This is a genomic window from Candidatus Methanoperedens nitratireducens (genome assembly GCF_000685155.1).
In the GTDB taxonomy this organism is placed as follows: Archaea; Halobacteriota; Methanosarcinia; order Methanosarcinales; family Methanoperedenaceae; genus Methanoperedens; species Methanoperedens nitratireducens.
Genome location: NZ_JMIY01000002.1, coordinates 325,388 through 342,118 on the forward strand (window position 1 = coordinate 325,388; position 16,731 = coordinate 342,118).

Consider the following 16,731-nt stretch of genomic DNA (forward strand, 5'->3'; position numbering starts at 1 on the left):
AATCGATATTGTTAACGTTAAATGCAAATCCTTATTAGGAATACACGCTATAATCTGCCATCTTTGGGCTCGTGGTCTAGTCGGCTATGACGTCGCTCTCACACGGCGAAGATCCTGAGTTCGAATCTCAGCGGGCCCATATAAGTTCAAATCGCTTTTTTCGAAGGAATACTTTCACCCGCTGGTGCCCACCAATCACACGGATACTCGTTCAATTTCTTCGAGAAAGTACACATCTGGCTTATCGGAAACACCGGCCCGCTTCATTGCCTGCCGTAGATCTTCAGATCGGGCAAATTCCCTGGCCCTCCCAAGATCATCCCACTCCAGAAGGATTACGATTTCATCAGGGTCATCACTGCTGCGGAAAAGATAACCTCCTTTAGAACCCTTATCCTTGCGTGTGCTGCCGTGCTCCTCAAACACAGGCTTCCACCTGGCATAATCCTTGACCTTATGTCTTATAAGTAAGTATGGCATACCTGGCCCTATCTTATAACAACCCTCCTCAGCAGAGGCTCCTTTCTAAGATGCTCGGTTATCTGCTGCAGTTCTCTGGAGAAGGTATCATAGTCGTAGTCCTGGGCATGCATAATATCGCCCCATGCTGCAAAATAGCTGGCCAGAAATCCTGTCTCAGCAAGTTCCTCATCAGTCGCACCGCGTAACTTGGCAGCGGTTTTGTGAAAGAGCTGGCAATAAGGACACTTTGCGTTTGCGGCGACTGCCAGTCCCATAAGCTCCCTGTACTTAGCTGGTATCTTGCTCTCGCCAAGGGTATACTTCTTGAAGAGCGGCCAGTGCTGGACGACGGTATCCTCAGGCACATTCTTCACGAAACCAGGAACCATCCCCAGGTTCTTTTCTATATCTCTAAGTGTATCTTCATATTCTCCCATAGTAACTAACCTCCTTTATTAAATCATGGTTTGTCCTTTTAAATAAACCTTTTGATATTAACTTTCTAGCTTAGCTGAGCGTTTGGCTTCGTAGTAAGGTTCATAGGCACTGATTGTTCTTCAAAAAACAAAAACTATTAATCTTTCCGCACTATTTAGCCCGGGATTATGAAAAAGGTAGTACTCTCTTACTCTGGCGGACTTGATACATCCATCTGCATACCCCTGTTAAAAGAACATTACTGCTGCGATTATGCGATCACTGTGACGGTAGATGTCGGGCAGCCTGAAAAGGATATTCAGCAGGCGGAGAAAAAAGCGTCTATGATCAGCAATAAACATTACACGATAGATGCTAAAGAAGAGTTTGTAAAAGATTATATCATCCCTCTTATCAAGGCAAATGGGAGTTATGAGGGCTATGTCCTGGGCACATCGATAGCACGCCCCCTCATTGCCAAAAAAGTCGTGGAGGTCGCACAGAAAGAGAACGCTCATGCTCTTTGCCATGGCTGTACAGGAAAGGGTAACGACCAGTTGAGATTCGAAGCTGTGTTCAGAGGTACTGCCCTTGAGGTCATTGCTCCTATGAGGGACATGAACTTAACACGTGAGTGGGAGATCGAATATGCAAAGAAAAACGGGATACCTGTATCTGTCACGAAATCAAAGCCCTGGAGCATAGATGAGAATATATGGAGCCGCAGTATAGAGGGAGGTCACCTTGAAGAACCTGGTTTCATCCCTCCTGAGGATATATTTGAGTGGACTGCTCCTCCGGAGAAAGGGCCTGACGCTGAGACGATTGATATAGGTTTTGAAGAGGGCGTTCCTGTATCACTGAATGGCGAAAGCATTGGCGGCGTCTCACTGATCCAGAGACTTAATAAAATAGGTGGTGCCCATGGTGTAGGGCGCACGGATATGATCGAGGACAGGGTACTTGGCCTTAAGGCAAGGGAGAACTACGAGCACCCTGCTGCCACAATACTGTTAACAGCACACAAAGACCTGGAAAGGCTTGTGCTTACAAGGGATGAGCTGAGGTTTAAATCATTCGTTGACGAAACCTGGAGCGAGCTTGCATATAAGGGTCTTGTGGATGAGCCCCTGTACTCGGATTTAAATGCTTTTATTGATAAGACCCAGGAGAGGGTCACAGGGAATGTAAAGGTCAAGCTCTATAAAGGCAGTGCAAAAGTTGTTGCCAGGGAATCACCATTTGCGTTATATTCCTCTGATCTCTCCTCGTTTGACAGCAGGACCATAGATCAGAAGGATGCAGAAGGATATTGTAAGTACCATGGTTTCCAGGCACGAATGTTTAAAAGGATATGTTAGTAACTGTCTTAAGAATCTGAGCTCTTGAAATACAAGAAGATAAGTATAAATATAAGTTACGTAATGATTAAATGTGACAGTTTTAAGGAGGTGAAAAAAAAATGGTTGGACTAGAAAGCTCGTTGGATAATGCAGAAAATGCACAGAAAGTCAAAGTTGCAAAAGAAGACCCTGCAGAGAAGAAGAGACAGAAAGAGTTCTATGCAAAATTGAGAAACCGCTCGGCAGAACAACCGACTGGTGCACAATACTAGTTGAGTTCAGTAGATCTGTAGGAAAGATACATAACTATCGCCCTCTACAGGTCGTTTCATGTATCTTTTCTATATATCTATAGATATATATTGTATAAATGATTTTATTAAGTTGCAAAAACTTTAATATAAGGGCAACTAACATCATTATGAAAGGAGGTAGGAATCATGTGCAGCACATATACACCTTTTGAAGTAAAGCCCGAAGATCTTGCAGCGATGGGACAGGAACGCGGAATGTTCTGGTGCAGATCGTGTAAGAAGACATTTATTAAAAAAGGTGCAACCGAGTGCCCGAACTGCGGCTCAAATAAAATAAAGCCAAGAGCCCCGTAAACATTTCCAGTCTAATTTTTAATAGATCGGGGAGCTATAGACGTGATTGCATCTACAAGCCAGAAGGTCAAAGAAGGAAAGCTTGTAAAAGTAGAAGTGGAGTACGATGGGATTATCAGAAGAATCAAGATAACTGGAGATTTTTTTCTGCATCCAGAGGATGTTCTGGATAGAATAGAAGAGAGTATGATCGGCCTGGGAAAAGACGCAAGCATAGATACGATTGCCTCCATAATTCAGGGGATAGCGCAGGCCCATGATGCCCAGATGATAGGTATTGGCCCTGAGTCGCTGGCCTCTGTGATCCGGGAGACGCTGAAATGAAGTGGAGGATAGTCAGACCAGAGGTTCATGATGCTTATATGAATATGGCTATTGATGAGGCCGTGAGCGAGGGGATAATGGACGGCTCATCGCCGCCGACTATAAGGTTCTATATCTGGAAACCATGCGCGGTCTCCATTGGCTATTTCCAGGGCATCAGAGATGAGGTGAACCTTGATGTATGCAGGGAACTGGGTGTTGATTGCATCAGGCGGTGGACAGGCGGAGGGGCGGTATACCACGATTATGAGGGCGAGCTAACCTACAGCGTGATTGCACCTGCCAGCATGTTCCCGAAAAATATCATAGAATCATACAGACTGATCTGCGGCTGGATAATCAGAGGCCTTGAGCACATAGGCATCACTGCTGAGTTTCGGCCTATAAATGATATTCTCGTGGATAACAAGAAAATATCAGGCAGCGCGCAGACAAGACGCAGGGGTGTACTGCTTCAGCACGGCACCCTGCTGTACGGGCTTGATCTCAGGATAATGTTCAGTGTGTTGAATGTGAGCAGGCAGAAGATCAGTGATAAGATGATACATAGCGCGGAGGAGAGGGTTACATGCATCTTAAAGCACTGCGACGTGGACAAAACGGCTGTCTGCGGCGCTCTTATCGAAGCGTTCGCCTGCGGCGCGTCGAAGACGAACACAGAGAACAAGGAGCATGAGTTCGGCACGTGGAGCGAGAGGGAGATTATGCGGGCAAGAGAGCTTGCTGAGAAAAAATACAAAACCGATGAGTGGACGTACCTGAGATAGTATATCAGTATCCAGGGAAGTATTCCTGTTTTATCTGTTTATTCGGTACCTTCATATCCTTTAATACCGCTGTCATGGAATCCACCATCTTCTGCGGGCCGCTGATATAGAAGATGCGCCCCATGTAATCCGGGATCTCCCTCTGTATCATCTCTTTATCGATGCGCCCTGTGGGTCCCTTCCATTTTTCACCTGGCCTTGTTATAGTATGCACTACCTTAAGATTCTTATTCTTCCTCTGCATCTCATCAAGTTCATCCTTGAACGCGATATCATCCTCAGACCTGTTGGAGTATAGCAGGATTATATCAGTCTTCAACTGCTTATCAGTAGCATACCGGATCATGCTCCGCAGCGGGGTTATGCCTATACCGCCTGATAGCATGGCGATTTTATCATATTTACCTTTAAATGTGAAATCCCCAACAGGACCATTGATGGTCACCTTATCCCCCACTTTCAGTGCTGCAAGGGCATTTGCGAACTCATGTCCTGTCAGCTTCTTTGTCAGTTCAATATAATCTGATTCAGTCGGGCTGCTCGATATAGTAAAATGTTTTTCCAGTTTCTTGCCCCCGCTTTTTAGAGTTATGAACATATACTGCCCGGCAATAAAATCAAATCCTCCGGGTCTGTTGAATCTGAAGCTCATAACATCCGGGGTTCGCTGGATTATCTGCTCTACAGTAGTCTCAAAACGCATGGTTTTCCTCCCTGATACTAAATTAAATATACTTGCTCTATAATTATCTTTTGTATATCGTGTATTTCGTTATCGTTTGATCCCGTGCCTCTTTGCCTTTATCAGTTCAAGCAGGTTCTTCGATTTATTCTCTAAGAGGAAGATGACAAACATATAGGGTACAATGCTTATTTTCCGCGTGAGGTCTTCGCCATATCCCTCTGCTATGCCAGTCAGGATATCTCTTAAATCAGAAGAGTCCGGGATCTCATACGCTGCGCTTCTGGCAAATGTTGAGTAGTCTTTCTCCCTGTTTTCTTTTATCTGCTGATGCTCAAAATCAAAGAGTACAATCCTGCCATCCGGTCTGCAGCCCACATTATGCACGTTTGCATCGCCCAGTTCAAAGCCAGCATCATGTATTCTTCTTATTTCGGCTGCAGCCCTTTTAACGATTTCAATTTTTTTTTGCTTACTCGCATTTTTATCTCTTAGCAGGCGGGATAATTCTTTCATTTTGATAAATTCAATATCCAGATAATCCTCCCCTTCCTCCAGCAATTTTGGGACCGGGAAACCACGCTTATTGAACTCCCTGTATCTTTTTGCTTCAGTATGCTTCCTGCTCTTACCTGATTTTGGCTTAAGACCAAGAGGGATAGCTACAGCGATCGCAATAAAATCGGAGTAGCAATTCGAAAAAAAACTGTTATAAAATCTTTTTCTTATGTAATCTCCTTTTCTCTCATCGTAATGTCGCTCAATTTTATTCAAATAGCCTTCGTCGCTTCTTTTGAAGTAACGACCAATGCTTATATCATCACTCCCCGTATCTTATAAGATGCTGATTTAATGTAGGTGTTATAAACTAATATAGCTAGCTCACCAGATAAAAGCAATCGAAAAGCACAAGTGCCATAATCACAGATATTGAAGTGGTGGTTTGTTATAGTCTCTGTTATCGTGGCCCGGGATCTGATGAAGCGCTTTGGTGAGTTTGCCGCTGTAGATAACATAAGTTTTACAGTTGAGGAGGGTGAGATATTCGGGTTTCTCGGCCCCAATGGCGCAGGTAAGACCACTGCGATGAAGATGATCCAGTGTATATCACCCAAAAGTGGTGGAAAGCTTGAGGTATTTGGAATGGATGTGAACACATACCAGCGGGAGATCAAGAGACTTCTGGGGGTTGTACCTCAGGAGACAAATCTTGACCCTGATCTTACAGTATATGAGAACCTGCTGGTATATTCACGTTACTTTGATATCCCGCGCACTGAGGCAGAGAAGAGAATAGATGAACTTCTGGATTTTGTTCAACTGCGTGATAAAAAAGATACATCGATTATACAGTTATCAGGAGGGATGAAGCGGAGGTTGATACTTGCAAGATCTCTTATCAATGATCCCAGACTGCTGATCCTGGATGAGCCGACTGTCGGGCTTGATCCCCAGGCAAGACATCTTATCTGGGATAGAATTAAAAAACTGCAGTCGCAGGGGAGCACGATTGTACTCACGACCCATTATCTTGAGGAAGCTGAGCGCTTATGCGACAGACTTGTGATCATGGACAATGGTAAGATCCTGGTTGAAGGAAAGCCGGATGAACTGGTCAGGGGATATGTGGGGACCGATATTGTAGAAGTTGAAAAAAATCCAGTGGCAATAGACTATCTGGATAGAACATCTGCAAATTATGAAGTAATGGGGGACATGATACAGGTATACACAGATAATCCGCAGAAAATCACCAATGCTCTTTTAGAGAAATGCAAGCTTGGACACGTGATCGCCAGAAGAGCAACGCTTGAGGATGTATTTTTAAAACTCACAGGGAAAAAACTCAGGGATTGAACAATGTCTTACTTTGAGATTCCAAAACTCACCCGCAGCGTGTGGAAGATCTGGCTTCGCAATAAGGACGTATTCATGAAAACATACAAAGTGAATTTCATTCCCCCTTTCCTGCAGCCCGTGCTGTATCTCCTTGCTCTTGGATTTGGGGTTGGGGCTTTTGTAGATGAGATCGATGGTATGTCTTATCCCAGATTCATTGCTCCTGCCCTGATAGCCATCTCGATTATGAATACATCCTTTTTTGAATGTACCTTTGCCTCTTATGTGCGGATGTATTATCAGAAGACCTTTGATGCCATAATCGCAACACCCATCTCAATTGAAGAAGTGATAGCAGGTGAGCTGCTCTGGGGTGCCACGCGAAGTACGATAAATACGGTGATAATACTGCCGGTGCTGGCAGCCTTTGGAGTCATCGAATTCCCCTCCTCACTGCTTGTAATCCCGTTCTCTTTTATTGCTGGCCTTCTCTTTGCAACCATCGGCATGTGCTTTACAGCCATATCCCCGAACATAGATTCTCTTAATTATCCCACATTTCTATTCATAACGCCCATGTTCCTCTTCAGCGGTACCTTTTTCCCGCTCTCGCTTCTACCTGTGTCCCTGCAGTATTTCGCAATAGCAGCACTGCCACTGACACATGTTGTCATTATTGTACGCTCTCTTACGTTTGCAGACCCGAGCGGGTTTATACCTGTGAGTTTAGCATGGATCATACTCTTTTCACTTATATTTTTTATATTATCGATTAACCTGATGAAGAAAAGACTTATCGTTTAGCATAGCACTTTCTCCATTATCCCAAGTGCCCGCCTTATATTCTCGATAGATGTAGAGTATGATATCCTTATATGCCCTTTTCCGTTCTCACCAAAAGCCGTGCCCGGAACAACGATAATACCGTTCTCTATCAATCTCTGCGGCGCATCTTCATCCTCGATCTCCGGGAATGCATAGAACGCCCCCTCAGGCCTGATGCATTTAATACCCATAGCACACAGCCCTTCAAGCAATACATCCCTCCTTGCTCTGAAGCTTGCGCGCATCTCGCTGACGCAGTCCTGCGGCCCTTCAATGGCTGCCTGTGCCGCCTTCTGAGCTATTGAGTTTGCGCATGCCTGGATGTACTGATGCACTTTGAGCATCTGCTCGATATATTCTTTTCTTGCTGCTGCATAGCCGATGCGCCAGCCTGTCATTGCGTATGTCTTGGAGACACCATTGATGGTAATAACATTATCAGTGAACTGCGCAGGGCTGATATGTTCACCTTCGTATATGAAATGCTCATAGACCTCATCAGAGATTATTGTAATGCCGTTATCCTCTGCGATCTCTGCTAATGCTTTGATCTCATGTTCTCTCTGAACAGTCCCTGTGGGGTTCGAGGGTGAATTTATAATAAGTACCTTTGTTCTGGGAGTAATAGATTCATTCACTTCCTCTGGCCTAACTGTAAGCCCTTCTCCAAGAGGTACACCCACAGCCCTTCCCCCTGCCATCCTTGTTAAAGCAGAATAAGATACAAAGCCAGGATCGGGAATAAGAACATCATCCCCCCTATCTATCAGGGCCACAAGCGCTAGATGAAGCGCCTCGGATGCTCCGGATGTGATCATTACCTCATCCGGCATAACAGTAAAATGGTTCTCCCGCTCAAACTTCCTGCACAGAGCCTCACGCAGCTCCGGGATCCCGAGGTTCACTGTATATGCTGTAAAGCCATTATTGATCGCATCGATAGCCGCCTTTTTAATATGCTCTGGTGTATCAAAATCAGGCTGGCCGAGTCCAAGGTTAATGGCATTCGGGCCAGCCCCTTCAAACATCTTGCGAATTCCTGATATATCAATATTTTTTACCCGCTCACAGAACATGCCTATCACTCAAATAATGTATGCCTTGATTTTAACTCAGCTTCACTTGCCCCTGTTCTGACCATCAACTCTGAGATAACAGCATCAAGAAATACCAGTGCAGATATCTCAAAAACAGTTCCAAGAGGTGCAAGCTGCGTGTAACCTGTCATCCTGCGCTCGTGGTAATCTTCATAGATTATATCCTCTTTAGTCCTTCCAGGGATTAAAATGACAATATCTGAGATCCTCCCAAGGGTAGAATCCCTGTTTGAGGTTACGGTAGCCAGTTTTGAGCCAATTCTTTTTGCAATAGCGCCAAGACTCGCAATGGAAGGAGTCTCACCTGAACCTGATACTGCGATTACCATATCCTCAGCATTTACCGCCGGGGTTGTTGTTTCGCCCACAACGTAGACATAAAATCCCATATGCATCAGTCTCATTGCAAAGGCCCTTGCTGCAAGACCGGATCTTCCTGCACCCATTAAGAATATCCTTTTTGAAGTCATTATGCTGTCTACAAGAGACGTTACAGATCTTGTATCCAGTTCAGATGCTATTTTTCTGATGTGGGCTGCAATAAAGTTCATCGATGCAATTGTAGCTTCACATTCCTTTTTTTCTATGTTCATAAGTAAACACTTTTCTCCTCAACAGCTTTATACTCAACCCGCTTTACTACCCAGTTCTCAAGATCCTTTAACTCGTTATATACCAGAACTATCTTATCAGGGCTTCCGTCCCAGTGAAGGATCTTTTTTACATCTTTTTCTTTGAGTTGACCGATGATCGATCTTACTAAATGGGCAAGTGCAGATTTCTTAGAGAACTGCAGGTTGAATATAGTCCTGTATTCTCCTTTTGTTTTTGCATATGATACTAATGTATAGCCCATACTCTCATACTCTGAGATCGTATTAAAATCACACAATATCTCCTGCTCGTAAGTTATTGATGAGTCTATATTCGATATCCTGAAAATGATCTGCTGGATTAATGATTCGCTAACCTGCCTGCCAAACCATAAAATTATTTTACCCTGCGTGCAGGAAACAGTCACATCGTCGCGCCCCATCTCTATGATAGATATACCCCGCCCGTTTATTAGAGTATCTATAGAATCTTTGGAGTACTTATCCTCTGTCATGAGCAATTCATCCACCTGGAAGTATATAATTATCCTGAAATATATTGACCAATCAGATCGTTCAATCTTCCTTTAGTCTCATCAGGGATCATATCCGGTGCGGTCACTATTGCCCCTGATAACGCGCTTGCACAGATGCAGGTTCTATCATGTGGTATTCTGGGAATAGCTTCTTTAATGATACCGCGCACGGTCTCCTCGTTTTTAATCGCATTTGCTATCACGGTTTCGATACTCACATCCTCCTCATGCCATACGTCATAATCGGTCACCGTTGCAATGATACTGTAGCATATCTCTGCTTCACGTGCAAGTTTTGCCTCCGGGAGAGCGGTCATCCCGATTATATCAAACCCTAAGCTCTGGTAGACCCTTGACTCGGCCCGTGTGGAGAACTGCGGTCCCTCCATGCAGACATATGTTCCCTTTTTATGGACAGTATGCCCGAGTTCATTTGTGATATCAGCCAGCAGGGATGACATCTCAGGACAGAATGGATCAGCAAAGCCGATATGAACAACGATCCCATCCTCAAAGAACGTGCTATCCCGTATCCTCGTTCTGTCAAAGATCTGATCAGGGATCACGATATCAAGTGGTTTTAGCTCAGGTTTTAGACTCCCAACAGCGGATGCTGAGATTATCCTTTTAACACCAAGCTTCTTAAGGGCAAGAATATTCGCACGGGAATTCAACCTGGAGGGTGAGATATGGTGTCCTTTTCCATGCCTTGGAAGGAATGCGACATTTACCTCTCCAAAAGACCCTATTGTAATAACATCAGATGGCCTCCCGTATGGGGTATTGATCTTGACCTCTTTTACATTGTCCAGCATGGATGTATCATAAACACCGCTGCCTCCGATTATTGCTATATCAGCATTCATTAGCTCACGCTCCTTCGTAGCTCCATGTTTTTTCACCCGAAACTGTTTTTGTTTTGAGTAGCCCTCTTCTTACCATTTCCCCGAGTATCTCATCCATCCTGTTTGGCTGGGCTATCTCAAAGCTGATAGGGTCGATATTATGATATTTTAATAATCCCGATCGTATTTTTTCTATGCTCCACTCAGGGAGTTTTTCCTTTACCATAAGCCTTGAGATAATATCGATCATATCCTCTATAAAGTTCCATGGATACACGATCCATGCCCATTCCTGCACGATCTCACCGCAGTAATCGGGTCTGATCTCGGATGTGTAGAGATACTGGAGGACAGCGGTTCTTACCTCTGCAGGGTTCTGCTCGGTCACATAATCTCTTGCATGTACGATACTCTTGCCTGTATCTGTGATATCATCTACGATAAGTACCTTCTTACCTGCTGCCGCGTTATTTGTGAGGGGGTACCTGATAGCAGGACCGCCGCCAGCACTTGCTGTGCCTACGTAATGTTCAACTTTAAGGCTTGTCAGGTCATTTAGTCCGAGAAAATCACAGAGCACACGTCCTGCAAACCAGCCGCCACGTGCAAGTGCGATTATTATATCGGGTTTATAGCCTGAGCTCTTTATATCATCTGCAACATGCCTGCAGAGATCATAGATATAATCCCAGTTTGTTATAACGCATTTGAATTTATCAGGAAGCACCATGAGGATATCACTGCACCGAATAGGTATTACAATTACATAAATTTATTGTAAAATATTACAATAATGTTTAATTATTTATAGAAGTTTTAAAAAGTAGAATGAACACCAGGTTTTTTTTTGAATCCCCGAGTCGGTTCATAATCATCCTTAACATATAAGCATCATAATCCTTAATATGTAATAAGGTATTTAAGTAAAACAGTAAATACTCATCCAGGTGTTTAGCTATGGCAGATAAAAAACAGATTAAAACAGATATGATTGGCTCACACCGTGTTCCAACAGGAATCCCGGGGTTTGATGAATTGTGCGGAGGGGGAATACTCAGAAATAGAACATACCTTATATCCGGGTCAGCCGGGGCAGGTAAGACTATATTCGGACTACAGTATCTTTATAACGGTATTACGAAATATGGAGAGAACGGTATATTCATAGCGACAGAAGAACGTCCTGAACAGGTCAGGGAGAACGTGAAAATGTTCGGATGGGATTTTGAGGCTCTGGAGGACGAAGGCAAGCTTGCGATACTTGATGCATGTTCTACAAAAATAGGTATTCCATCACATGAAAAATATGTCGATGTCAGGCCTTTTGATATGCGCTCCATGCTGGACCAGATCATAGCGATACAGGAGGATATCGATGCAAAAAGGGCTTTAGTCGACGGGACTACATCTATAGGTTTCTATCTTCAGGATCCGGCGAAGATAAGGGTTGAACTTTTGAAATTAAGTACAACGCTTGAGATCCTGGGATTGACCTCATTAATGACATGTGAGATCACAGATGATAATATGATAGGAAGGTTTGGTGTAGAGACTTTTGTTACTGAAGGAACGATCCTGATGTACTACAAGCGGACAGATTCTGTAAGGGTCCGCAGTATCGAGATCTTCAAGATGAGAGGTTCTAACCACAGCCAGAATATACATCCATACGATATCACCTCAAGCGGTGTAGTGGTACATCCACACGAAGAAGTTTATACTGGTTGATTTTTTAAAGGTGCGCTCATGGGGAAAAAACCGCTGATAGTATTGAATTTCAAAACATACACCGAGGGTATGGGGGAAAATGCGGTAAAGATGGCAAAATATTGCGAGGAAGTAAGTGCGGACTCGGGAGTTAAGATTATTGCAGTTCCCCAGGCGCCTGATATATACAGGGTAGCATGTTCTGTAAAAATACCGGTTTTTGCCCAGCATATAGATGGTGTGGTAGCCGGGAGCCATACCGGCCATATCACAGCCGATTGCGTCAGGTCAGCAGGTGCCACGGGAACACTCATCAACCACTCAGAGCGTCGCCTTCTCCTGGCTGATATAGATTCGGCTATCCAATCCGCAAGAAGATCAGAGTTGATAACGATCGTATGTACAAATAATGTTGCAGTTACCCTGGCAGTTGCGACATTCGCGCCCGAATTCGTGGCGATAGAACCCCCGGAGCTTATAGGCTCAGGAATTCCTGTTTCCAAAGCGGATCCTGATATAGTAAGAGGATCCGTTAGTGCCGTAAAAAGGATACAACCTGATGTTGAAGTTCTGTGCGGTGCGGGCATATCCAGAGGGGATGATGTTGCTGCTGCGCTTGAGCTGGGAGCAGCGGGCGTACTTCTTGCTTCAGGTATCATTCGAGCAAAAGACCCGAAGGCTGCACTCATAGACCTTGTGGGAAATATATGATGTTAATCGATGAACCAATGCGAAAGCTATTAAAAGATGAAAAACATAGAAAGATTTAAGTAAAATAAGATCGTTTGAGGGGCGCACATCCACGAGGTTTTAATAGAACTTGCAATTGATTGAGCGTTTATTATCCCTGATTAGAAGTATAGGTATGAGATTAGAGGGTAATATATTTGGGCTCGTAGCTCAGTCAGGCAGAGCACCGGGCTTTTATTCAAAGCGAATTGAGAAGAAACCCGATGGTCGAGGGTTCAAATCCCTCCGAGCCCGCTTTACCTGTGAGGTAAATTAAATGAAGGAGAAAGAGCATACTGGACGGGAGTTTAGGCCCTTAGAACATAAACTGGTACCAAGGCACGAAATTTTAGATGAGGATACTCTTAAAAAGATACTATCTGAGTATAATATAGAGAAAGAACAGATGCCCAAGATTCGTGTATCTGATCCGGCAGCTTTAGCCATTAAAGCAAAAGTTGGCGATGTTATACGTATCATCCGCGAAAGTCCAACGGCAGGTAGAGCCATTTTCTACCGTCTGGTTATCGCGTAATTAGAGGTAATAGAGGTAATATGTTAGATAGAAGAATGCTATCAGATGTGTATTTTACAAATGATAATATTGTGCGTCACCACGTAGATTCGTTCAATGATTTTCTGGATTATGGTATCCAGAAAGTTATTGATGAGCAGAGGATCATAGAAACCGATATTGAAGGTGTATATGTCAGACTTGGAAAAATCCGTACAAGCCATCCGATAGTAAGAGAAGCGGACGGTGCGGTCGATAAACTCTATCCCACAGAGGCAAGACTGAGGAATATAACGTATGCTGCACCACTTTATCTTGGCATGACCATTATCAGCCCTGATGGGGAAAAAGAAGAGAAAGAAGCTGAAATTGGACTTTTACCTATAATGGTATGGTCTAAAAAATGTAACCTCGTAGGATTGACAGAGAAGGAAATGGTCGAACTGGGAGAGGATCCCCAGGATCCCGGAGGGTATTTCATAGTTAACGGCACAGAGCGGGTTATTACTACGCTTGAAGACCTTGCTCCAAATAAAATCCTTGTTGAATTCGAGGAGCGCTATGGCGAGAACATAGAGGTGGCAAAGGTATTCTCACAGAGGCGGGGTTATCGTGCACTGGTAGTTGTAGAGCGGAATAGAAAATCCATTCTTGAGGTTTCATTCCCATCCATATCGGGCAGGATCAATTTTGTCACCCTTGTCCGTGCGCTGGGTCTTGAAACTGATCAGGATATTGTGAACGCTGTGTCCGATGATCCTGAGATTATTAAATTCATGCTTGAGAACCTGGAAGAAGCAGAAGTTGGCAATAAAGAGAAAGCAATGGAGAAAATAGGGACACGGGTAGCATCCGGCCAGGCCAGAGAATACCAGATAAAAAGAGCAAATTACGTGATTGACAGGTACTTACTTCCTCACCTTGGGAACGATGAGGCCCATCGTCTTCTGAAAGCCCAGTTCCTCGGCCGCATGGCTCAGGCGTGCTTTGAACTTGCCCTTGGCAAAAGGGAGAGCGATGATAAAGATCATTATGCAAATAAAAGGCTAAAACTGGCAGGTGACCTGATGGAAGATCTGTTCAGAGTCTCATTCAACAGGCTCACAAGGGACATCAAATACCAGCTTGAGAGGGCAAGTATGAGAAACAGAGACCTGAATGTTGCCACTGTCGTGCGCTCAGATGTACTGACTGAGCGTCTTGTACATCCATTAGCCACGGGCAACTGGGTCGGAGGTCGTACCGGCGTATCACAACTGCTTGACCGCACTGACTATATTGCCACGCTGTCGCATTTGCGCAGGGTCATATCACCGTTATCAAGATCACAGCCTCATTTCGAAGCAAGAGACCTGCACCCTACACAGTGGGGAAGAATATGCCCCACAGAAACTCCAGAAGGACCTAATTGTGGACTCGTTAAGAATTTTGCACAACTGGTCGAAATATCCACTGCCGCAGGAGATGACAGGCAACTTAAGAACTATCTCTATGAAAAGGGTGTACAGCCGATCATCCCGCAGCTTGTAGGAGTTGAAGAAGTGCCTACTACCTATGCGACAGAACTTGAGGCACTCGAAGAAGCACAAGAAGCAAAAATAGAGCCTGAAGAGGAGGCTGATATATTTGAATAGAACAAGGATTTTCTTAAACGGCGAACTCGTAGGTACCCATGACAGACCAAAAGAACTGGTAGCAGAACTGAGAAAGAAACGGAGGCAGGGTGAACTCAAGAAACAGATTAACATCATTTTCTATGAGGATACGAGTGAGATATACATCAATTCAGATCAGGGCAGGGCAAGACGTCCTGTTATAATCGTAGAAAAAGGTGTACCTCTTATAACAAAAGAACATATTGAGAAATTAAAGAATGGGGAAATTACATTTGAAGGCATTGTGAATGAAGGTTTAATAGAGTATCTTGATGCAGAAGAAGAAGAAAATGCGTTTATAGCAATTGATGAAACGGATATAACACCAAAACATACGCATCTTGAGATAGATCCTGCTCTGATCATGGGTGTTGGCGCAGGCATGGTGCCTTTTCCTGAGCATAATGCATCCCCCAGGAATACGATGGGAGCAGGTATGATCAAACAAAGTCTTGGTATGTCGATGCCTAATATGAAGCTTCGACCTGATACAAGAGCCCATGTTCTCCATTACCCGCAAAGATCACTGGTGACCACGCAGACTGCTGAGGCCATCGGGTTCGATAAGCGACCTGCAGGGCAGAATTTCGTAGTAGCTGTGTTATCCTATGAAGGTTATAATATAGAGGATGCGCTGATCATAAACAAAGGTTCGATAGACCGGGGACTCGGAAGAAGCCATTTCTTCAGGACAAACGAGGGAGAAGAGAGAAAATATCCGGGTGGACAGGAAGACAAATTCGAGATTCCTGATGCAGAGGTGAGAGGGGCACGGGGCGCTGATGTTTATAAACAACTTGATAGTGATGGATTAGTCAATCCTGAGATACCTGTTGGACCAAATGATGTGCTTATAGGCAAAACAAGCCCTCCAAGATTCCTGGAAGAGCCGACTGAGTTTGGAATCAGCCCTCTCCAGCGCAGAGAGAGCTCAGTCACGATGCGCTCAAATGAGAAAGGTATAGTTGATACAGTGATACTGACCGAATCAGAGAACGGTTCACGACTTGCAAAAGTCAGGACAAGAGACCAGAGAATACCTGAGATAGGGGACAAGTTCGCCTCCCGTCACGGACAGAAAGGGGTAATCGGTCTCGTAGTACCGCACGAGGATATGCCGTTTGCAGAGAATGGTACAGTTCCTGATCTTATAGTTAACCCGCATGCCATACCATCACGAATGACAGTGGGCCATGTCCTTGAGATGATAGGCGGCAAAGTGGGTTCACTTGAGGGAAGACATATGGACGGTACATCATTCTCAGGAGCCTCTGAGGATGAATTGCGCTCTGGCCTTAAAAAATTTGGCTACTCGCATACAGGTAAAGAGATACTTTATGACGGTATAACCGGAAACAGGATTCATGCTGATATATTTGTAGGAGTTATTCTGTATCAGAAGCTCTACCACATGGTATCGTCAAAGATGCATGCCAGGTCCAGGGGACCTGTCCAGGTATTGACCCGGCAGCCGACAGAAGGCAGGGCAAGGGAAGGCGGTTTGAGGTTTGGAGAGATGGAACGCGATGTTCTTATAGGGCATGGCGCTGCTATGGCCTTAAAAGAGAGGCTGCTTGATGAATCCGACAGGGTAGTGGAATACGTCTGTTCTGCCTGTGGCATGATTGGCACCCTTGATAAACGAAGAAACATCACCATATGCCCGGCCTGTGATGCAGAGACAGATATACATCCTGTTGAAATGAGCTATGCATTCAAACTACTGCTTGATGAGATCCTATCCCTCGGCGTTGCACCACGACTTGTGCTTGAGGACGCTGTTTAGGA

21 protein-coding genes and 2 tRNA genes are annotated in these 16,731 nt (G+C 44.5%); 14 read left to right on the plus strand and 9 right to left on the minus strand.

The window, feature by feature from the left end; translation table 11 throughout:
* Positions 1-65: 65 nt before the first annotated feature.
* Positions 66-139, plus strand: a tRNA-Val gene (locus ANME2D_RS05550).
* 56 nt (positions 140-195) lie between these two features.
* Here ANME2D_RS05550 and ANME2D_RS05555 read toward each other — a convergent pair.
* A complete protein-coding gene (locus tag ANME2D_RS05555; RefSeq protein WP_048089681.1) occupies positions 196-480 on the minus strand; it encodes an antibiotic biosynthesis monooxygenase family protein in 285 nt (94 codons plus the stop codon).
* Positions 481-488: 8 nt separating this feature from the next.
* The gene (locus ANME2D_RS05560) at positions 489-899 is read right to left on the minus strand and encodes a carboxymuconolactone decarboxylase family protein (protein ID WP_048089683.1); all 411 of its coding nucleotides are present in this window, start codon (positions 897-899) and stop codon (positions 489-491) included.
* A gap of 165 nt (positions 900-1,064) precedes the next feature.
* On the opposite strand from ANME2D_RS05560, the gene ANME2D_RS05565 reads away from it, so the two are divergent.
* The 5 genes from ANME2D_RS05565 to ANME2D_RS05575 all read left to right on the plus strand — a co-directional run bounded on the left by ANME2D_RS05565 (position 1,065) and on the right by ANME2D_RS05575 (position 3,921).
* Entirely contained in the window at positions 1,065-2,240 is a 1,176-nt protein-coding gene (locus tag ANME2D_RS05565; protein ID WP_048089688.1) for an argininosuccinate synthase, read from the plus strand.
* 101 nt (positions 2,241-2,341) lie between these two features.
* Positions 2,342-2,494, plus strand: a complete 153-nt coding sequence (locus tag ANME2D_RS17880) for a hypothetical protein (RefSeq protein WP_157833974.1) — start codon at positions 2,342-2,344, stop codon at positions 2,492-2,494.
* A gap of 168 nt (positions 2,495-2,662) precedes the next feature.
* On the plus strand, positions 2,663-2,830 hold the full coding sequence (locus ANME2D_RS17885) for a hypothetical protein (protein ID WP_157833975.1): 168 nt from the start codon (positions 2,663-2,665) through the stop codon (positions 2,828-2,830).
* Positions 2,831-2,872: 42 nt separating this feature from the next.
* Positions 2,873-3,154 (plus strand): lipoate protein ligase C-terminal domain-containing protein, encoded by a 282-nt coding sequence (locus ANME2D_RS05570; protein ID WP_052368592.1) that lies wholly within the window; start codon positions 2,873-2,875, stop codon positions 3,152-3,154.
* Entirely contained in the window at positions 3,151-3,921 is a 771-nt protein-coding gene (locus tag ANME2D_RS05575; protein ID WP_048089690.1) for a lipoate--protein ligase family protein, read from the plus strand. The genes ANME2D_RS05570 and ANME2D_RS05575 overlap by 4 nt, the downstream gene beginning before the upstream one ends.
* Before the next feature lie 4 nt (positions 3,922-3,925).
* Here ANME2D_RS05575 and ANME2D_RS05580 read toward each other — a convergent pair whose 3' ends face one another.
* Positions 3,926-4,624, minus strand: coding sequence for a ferredoxin--NADP reductase (locus ANME2D_RS05580; RefSeq protein WP_048089692.1), 699 nt, complete (start codon positions 4,622-4,624; stop codon positions 3,926-3,928).
* A 69-nt stretch (positions 4,625-4,693) separates the two neighbouring features.
* Entirely contained in the window at positions 4,694-5,377 is a 684-nt protein-coding gene (locus tag ANME2D_RS05585; RefSeq protein WP_048089694.1) for a lipopolysaccharide kinase InaA family protein, read from the minus strand.
* A gap of 156 nt (positions 5,378-5,533) precedes the next feature.
* Here ANME2D_RS05585 and ANME2D_RS05590 point away from each other — a divergent pair, with 156 nt between their 5' ends.
* Both ANME2D_RS05590 and ANME2D_RS05595 read left to right on the plus strand, forming a co-directional pair.
* Positions 5,534-6,460 carry an ABC transporter ATP-binding protein gene (locus ANME2D_RS05590; RefSeq protein ID WP_241763310.1) on the plus strand — a complete coding sequence of 309 codons (927 nt, stop codon included), beginning with the start codon at positions 5,534-5,536 and terminating at the stop codon, positions 6,458-6,460.
* 3 nt (positions 6,461-6,463) lie between these two features.
* Positions 6,464-7,246, plus strand: coding sequence for an ABC transporter permease (locus ANME2D_RS05595; protein ID WP_048089696.1), 783 nt, complete (start codon positions 6,464-6,466; stop codon positions 7,244-7,246).
* Here ANME2D_RS05595 and ANME2D_RS05600 read toward each other — a convergent pair.
* From ANME2D_RS05600 to ANME2D_RS05620, 5 genes are read right to left on the minus strand one after another with little or no spacing between them, the layout of a single operon-like run.
* Entirely contained in the window at positions 7,243-8,343 is a 1,101-nt protein-coding gene (locus ANME2D_RS05600) for a pyridoxal phosphate-dependent aminotransferase (protein ID WP_048089698.1), read from the minus strand. The genes ANME2D_RS05595 and ANME2D_RS05600 overlap by 4 nt on opposite strands.
* A 5-nt stretch (positions 8,344-8,348) precedes the next feature.
* Entirely contained in the window at positions 8,349-8,957 is a 609-nt protein-coding gene (gene hxlB, locus ANME2D_RS05605) for a 6-phospho-3-hexuloisomerase (protein WP_048089700.1), read from the minus strand.
* Positions 8,954-9,472: a hypothetical protein gene (locus ANME2D_RS05610; RefSeq protein ID WP_048089702.1), complete on the minus strand. Its 519-nt coding sequence runs from the start codon at positions 9,470-9,472 to the stop codon at positions 8,954-8,956. Before ANME2D_RS05610 ends, hxlB begins: the two co-directional genes overlap by 4 nt.
* Positions 9,473-9,501: 29 nt before the next feature.
* Complete coding sequence (gene mtnP / locus ANME2D_RS05615; RefSeq protein ID WP_048089704.1) at positions 9,502-10,359, minus strand: S-methyl-5'-thioadenosine phosphorylase; 858 nt, start codon at positions 10,357-10,359, stop codon at positions 9,502-9,504.
* Between the two features lie 4 nt (positions 10,360-10,363).
* A complete protein-coding gene (locus tag ANME2D_RS05620; RefSeq protein WP_048089706.1) occupies positions 10,364-11,068 on the minus strand; it encodes a phosphoribosyltransferase in 705 nt (234 codons plus the stop codon).
* Between the two features lie 227 nt (positions 11,069-11,295).
* Here ANME2D_RS05620 and ANME2D_RS05625 point away from each other — a divergent pair, with 227 nt between their 5' ends.
* The 6 genes from ANME2D_RS05625 to rpoB all read left to right on the plus strand — a co-directional run bounded on the left by ANME2D_RS05625 (position 11,296) and on the right by rpoB (position 16,729).
* Positions 11,296-12,066, plus strand: coding sequence for an ATPase domain-containing protein (locus ANME2D_RS05625; protein WP_048089708.1), 771 nt, complete (start codon positions 11,296-11,298; stop codon positions 12,064-12,066).
* Positions 12,067-12,084: 18 nt separating this feature from the next.
* Entirely contained in the window at positions 12,085-12,756 is a 672-nt protein-coding gene (gene tpiA, locus ANME2D_RS05630; RefSeq protein ID WP_048089709.1) for a triose-phosphate isomerase, read from the plus strand.
* Positions 12,757-12,934: 178 nt separating this feature from the next.
* Positions 12,935-13,029: transfer RNA gene (locus ANME2D_RS05635), tRNA-Lys, on the plus strand.
* Between the two features lie 22 nt (positions 13,030-13,051).
* On the plus strand, positions 13,052-13,309 hold the full coding sequence (locus tag ANME2D_RS05640; RefSeq protein WP_048089711.1) for a DNA-directed RNA polymerase subunit H: 258 nt from the start codon (positions 13,052-13,054) through the stop codon (positions 13,307-13,309).
* Between the two features lie 20 nt (positions 13,310-13,329).
* Positions 13,330-14,922, plus strand: coding sequence for a DNA-directed RNA polymerase subunit B'' (locus ANME2D_RS05645; RefSeq protein WP_081810154.1), 1,593 nt, complete (start codon positions 13,330-13,332; stop codon positions 14,920-14,922).
* Positions 14,915-16,729 carry a DNA-directed RNA polymerase subunit B gene (rpoB, locus tag ANME2D_RS05650; protein WP_048089713.1) on the plus strand — a complete coding sequence of 605 codons (1,815 nt, stop codon included), beginning with the start codon at positions 14,915-14,917 and terminating at the stop codon, positions 16,727-16,729. Before ANME2D_RS05645 ends, rpoB begins: the two co-directional genes overlap by 8 nt.
* The last annotated feature ends 2 nt before the right edge of the window (positions 16,730-16,731 follow it).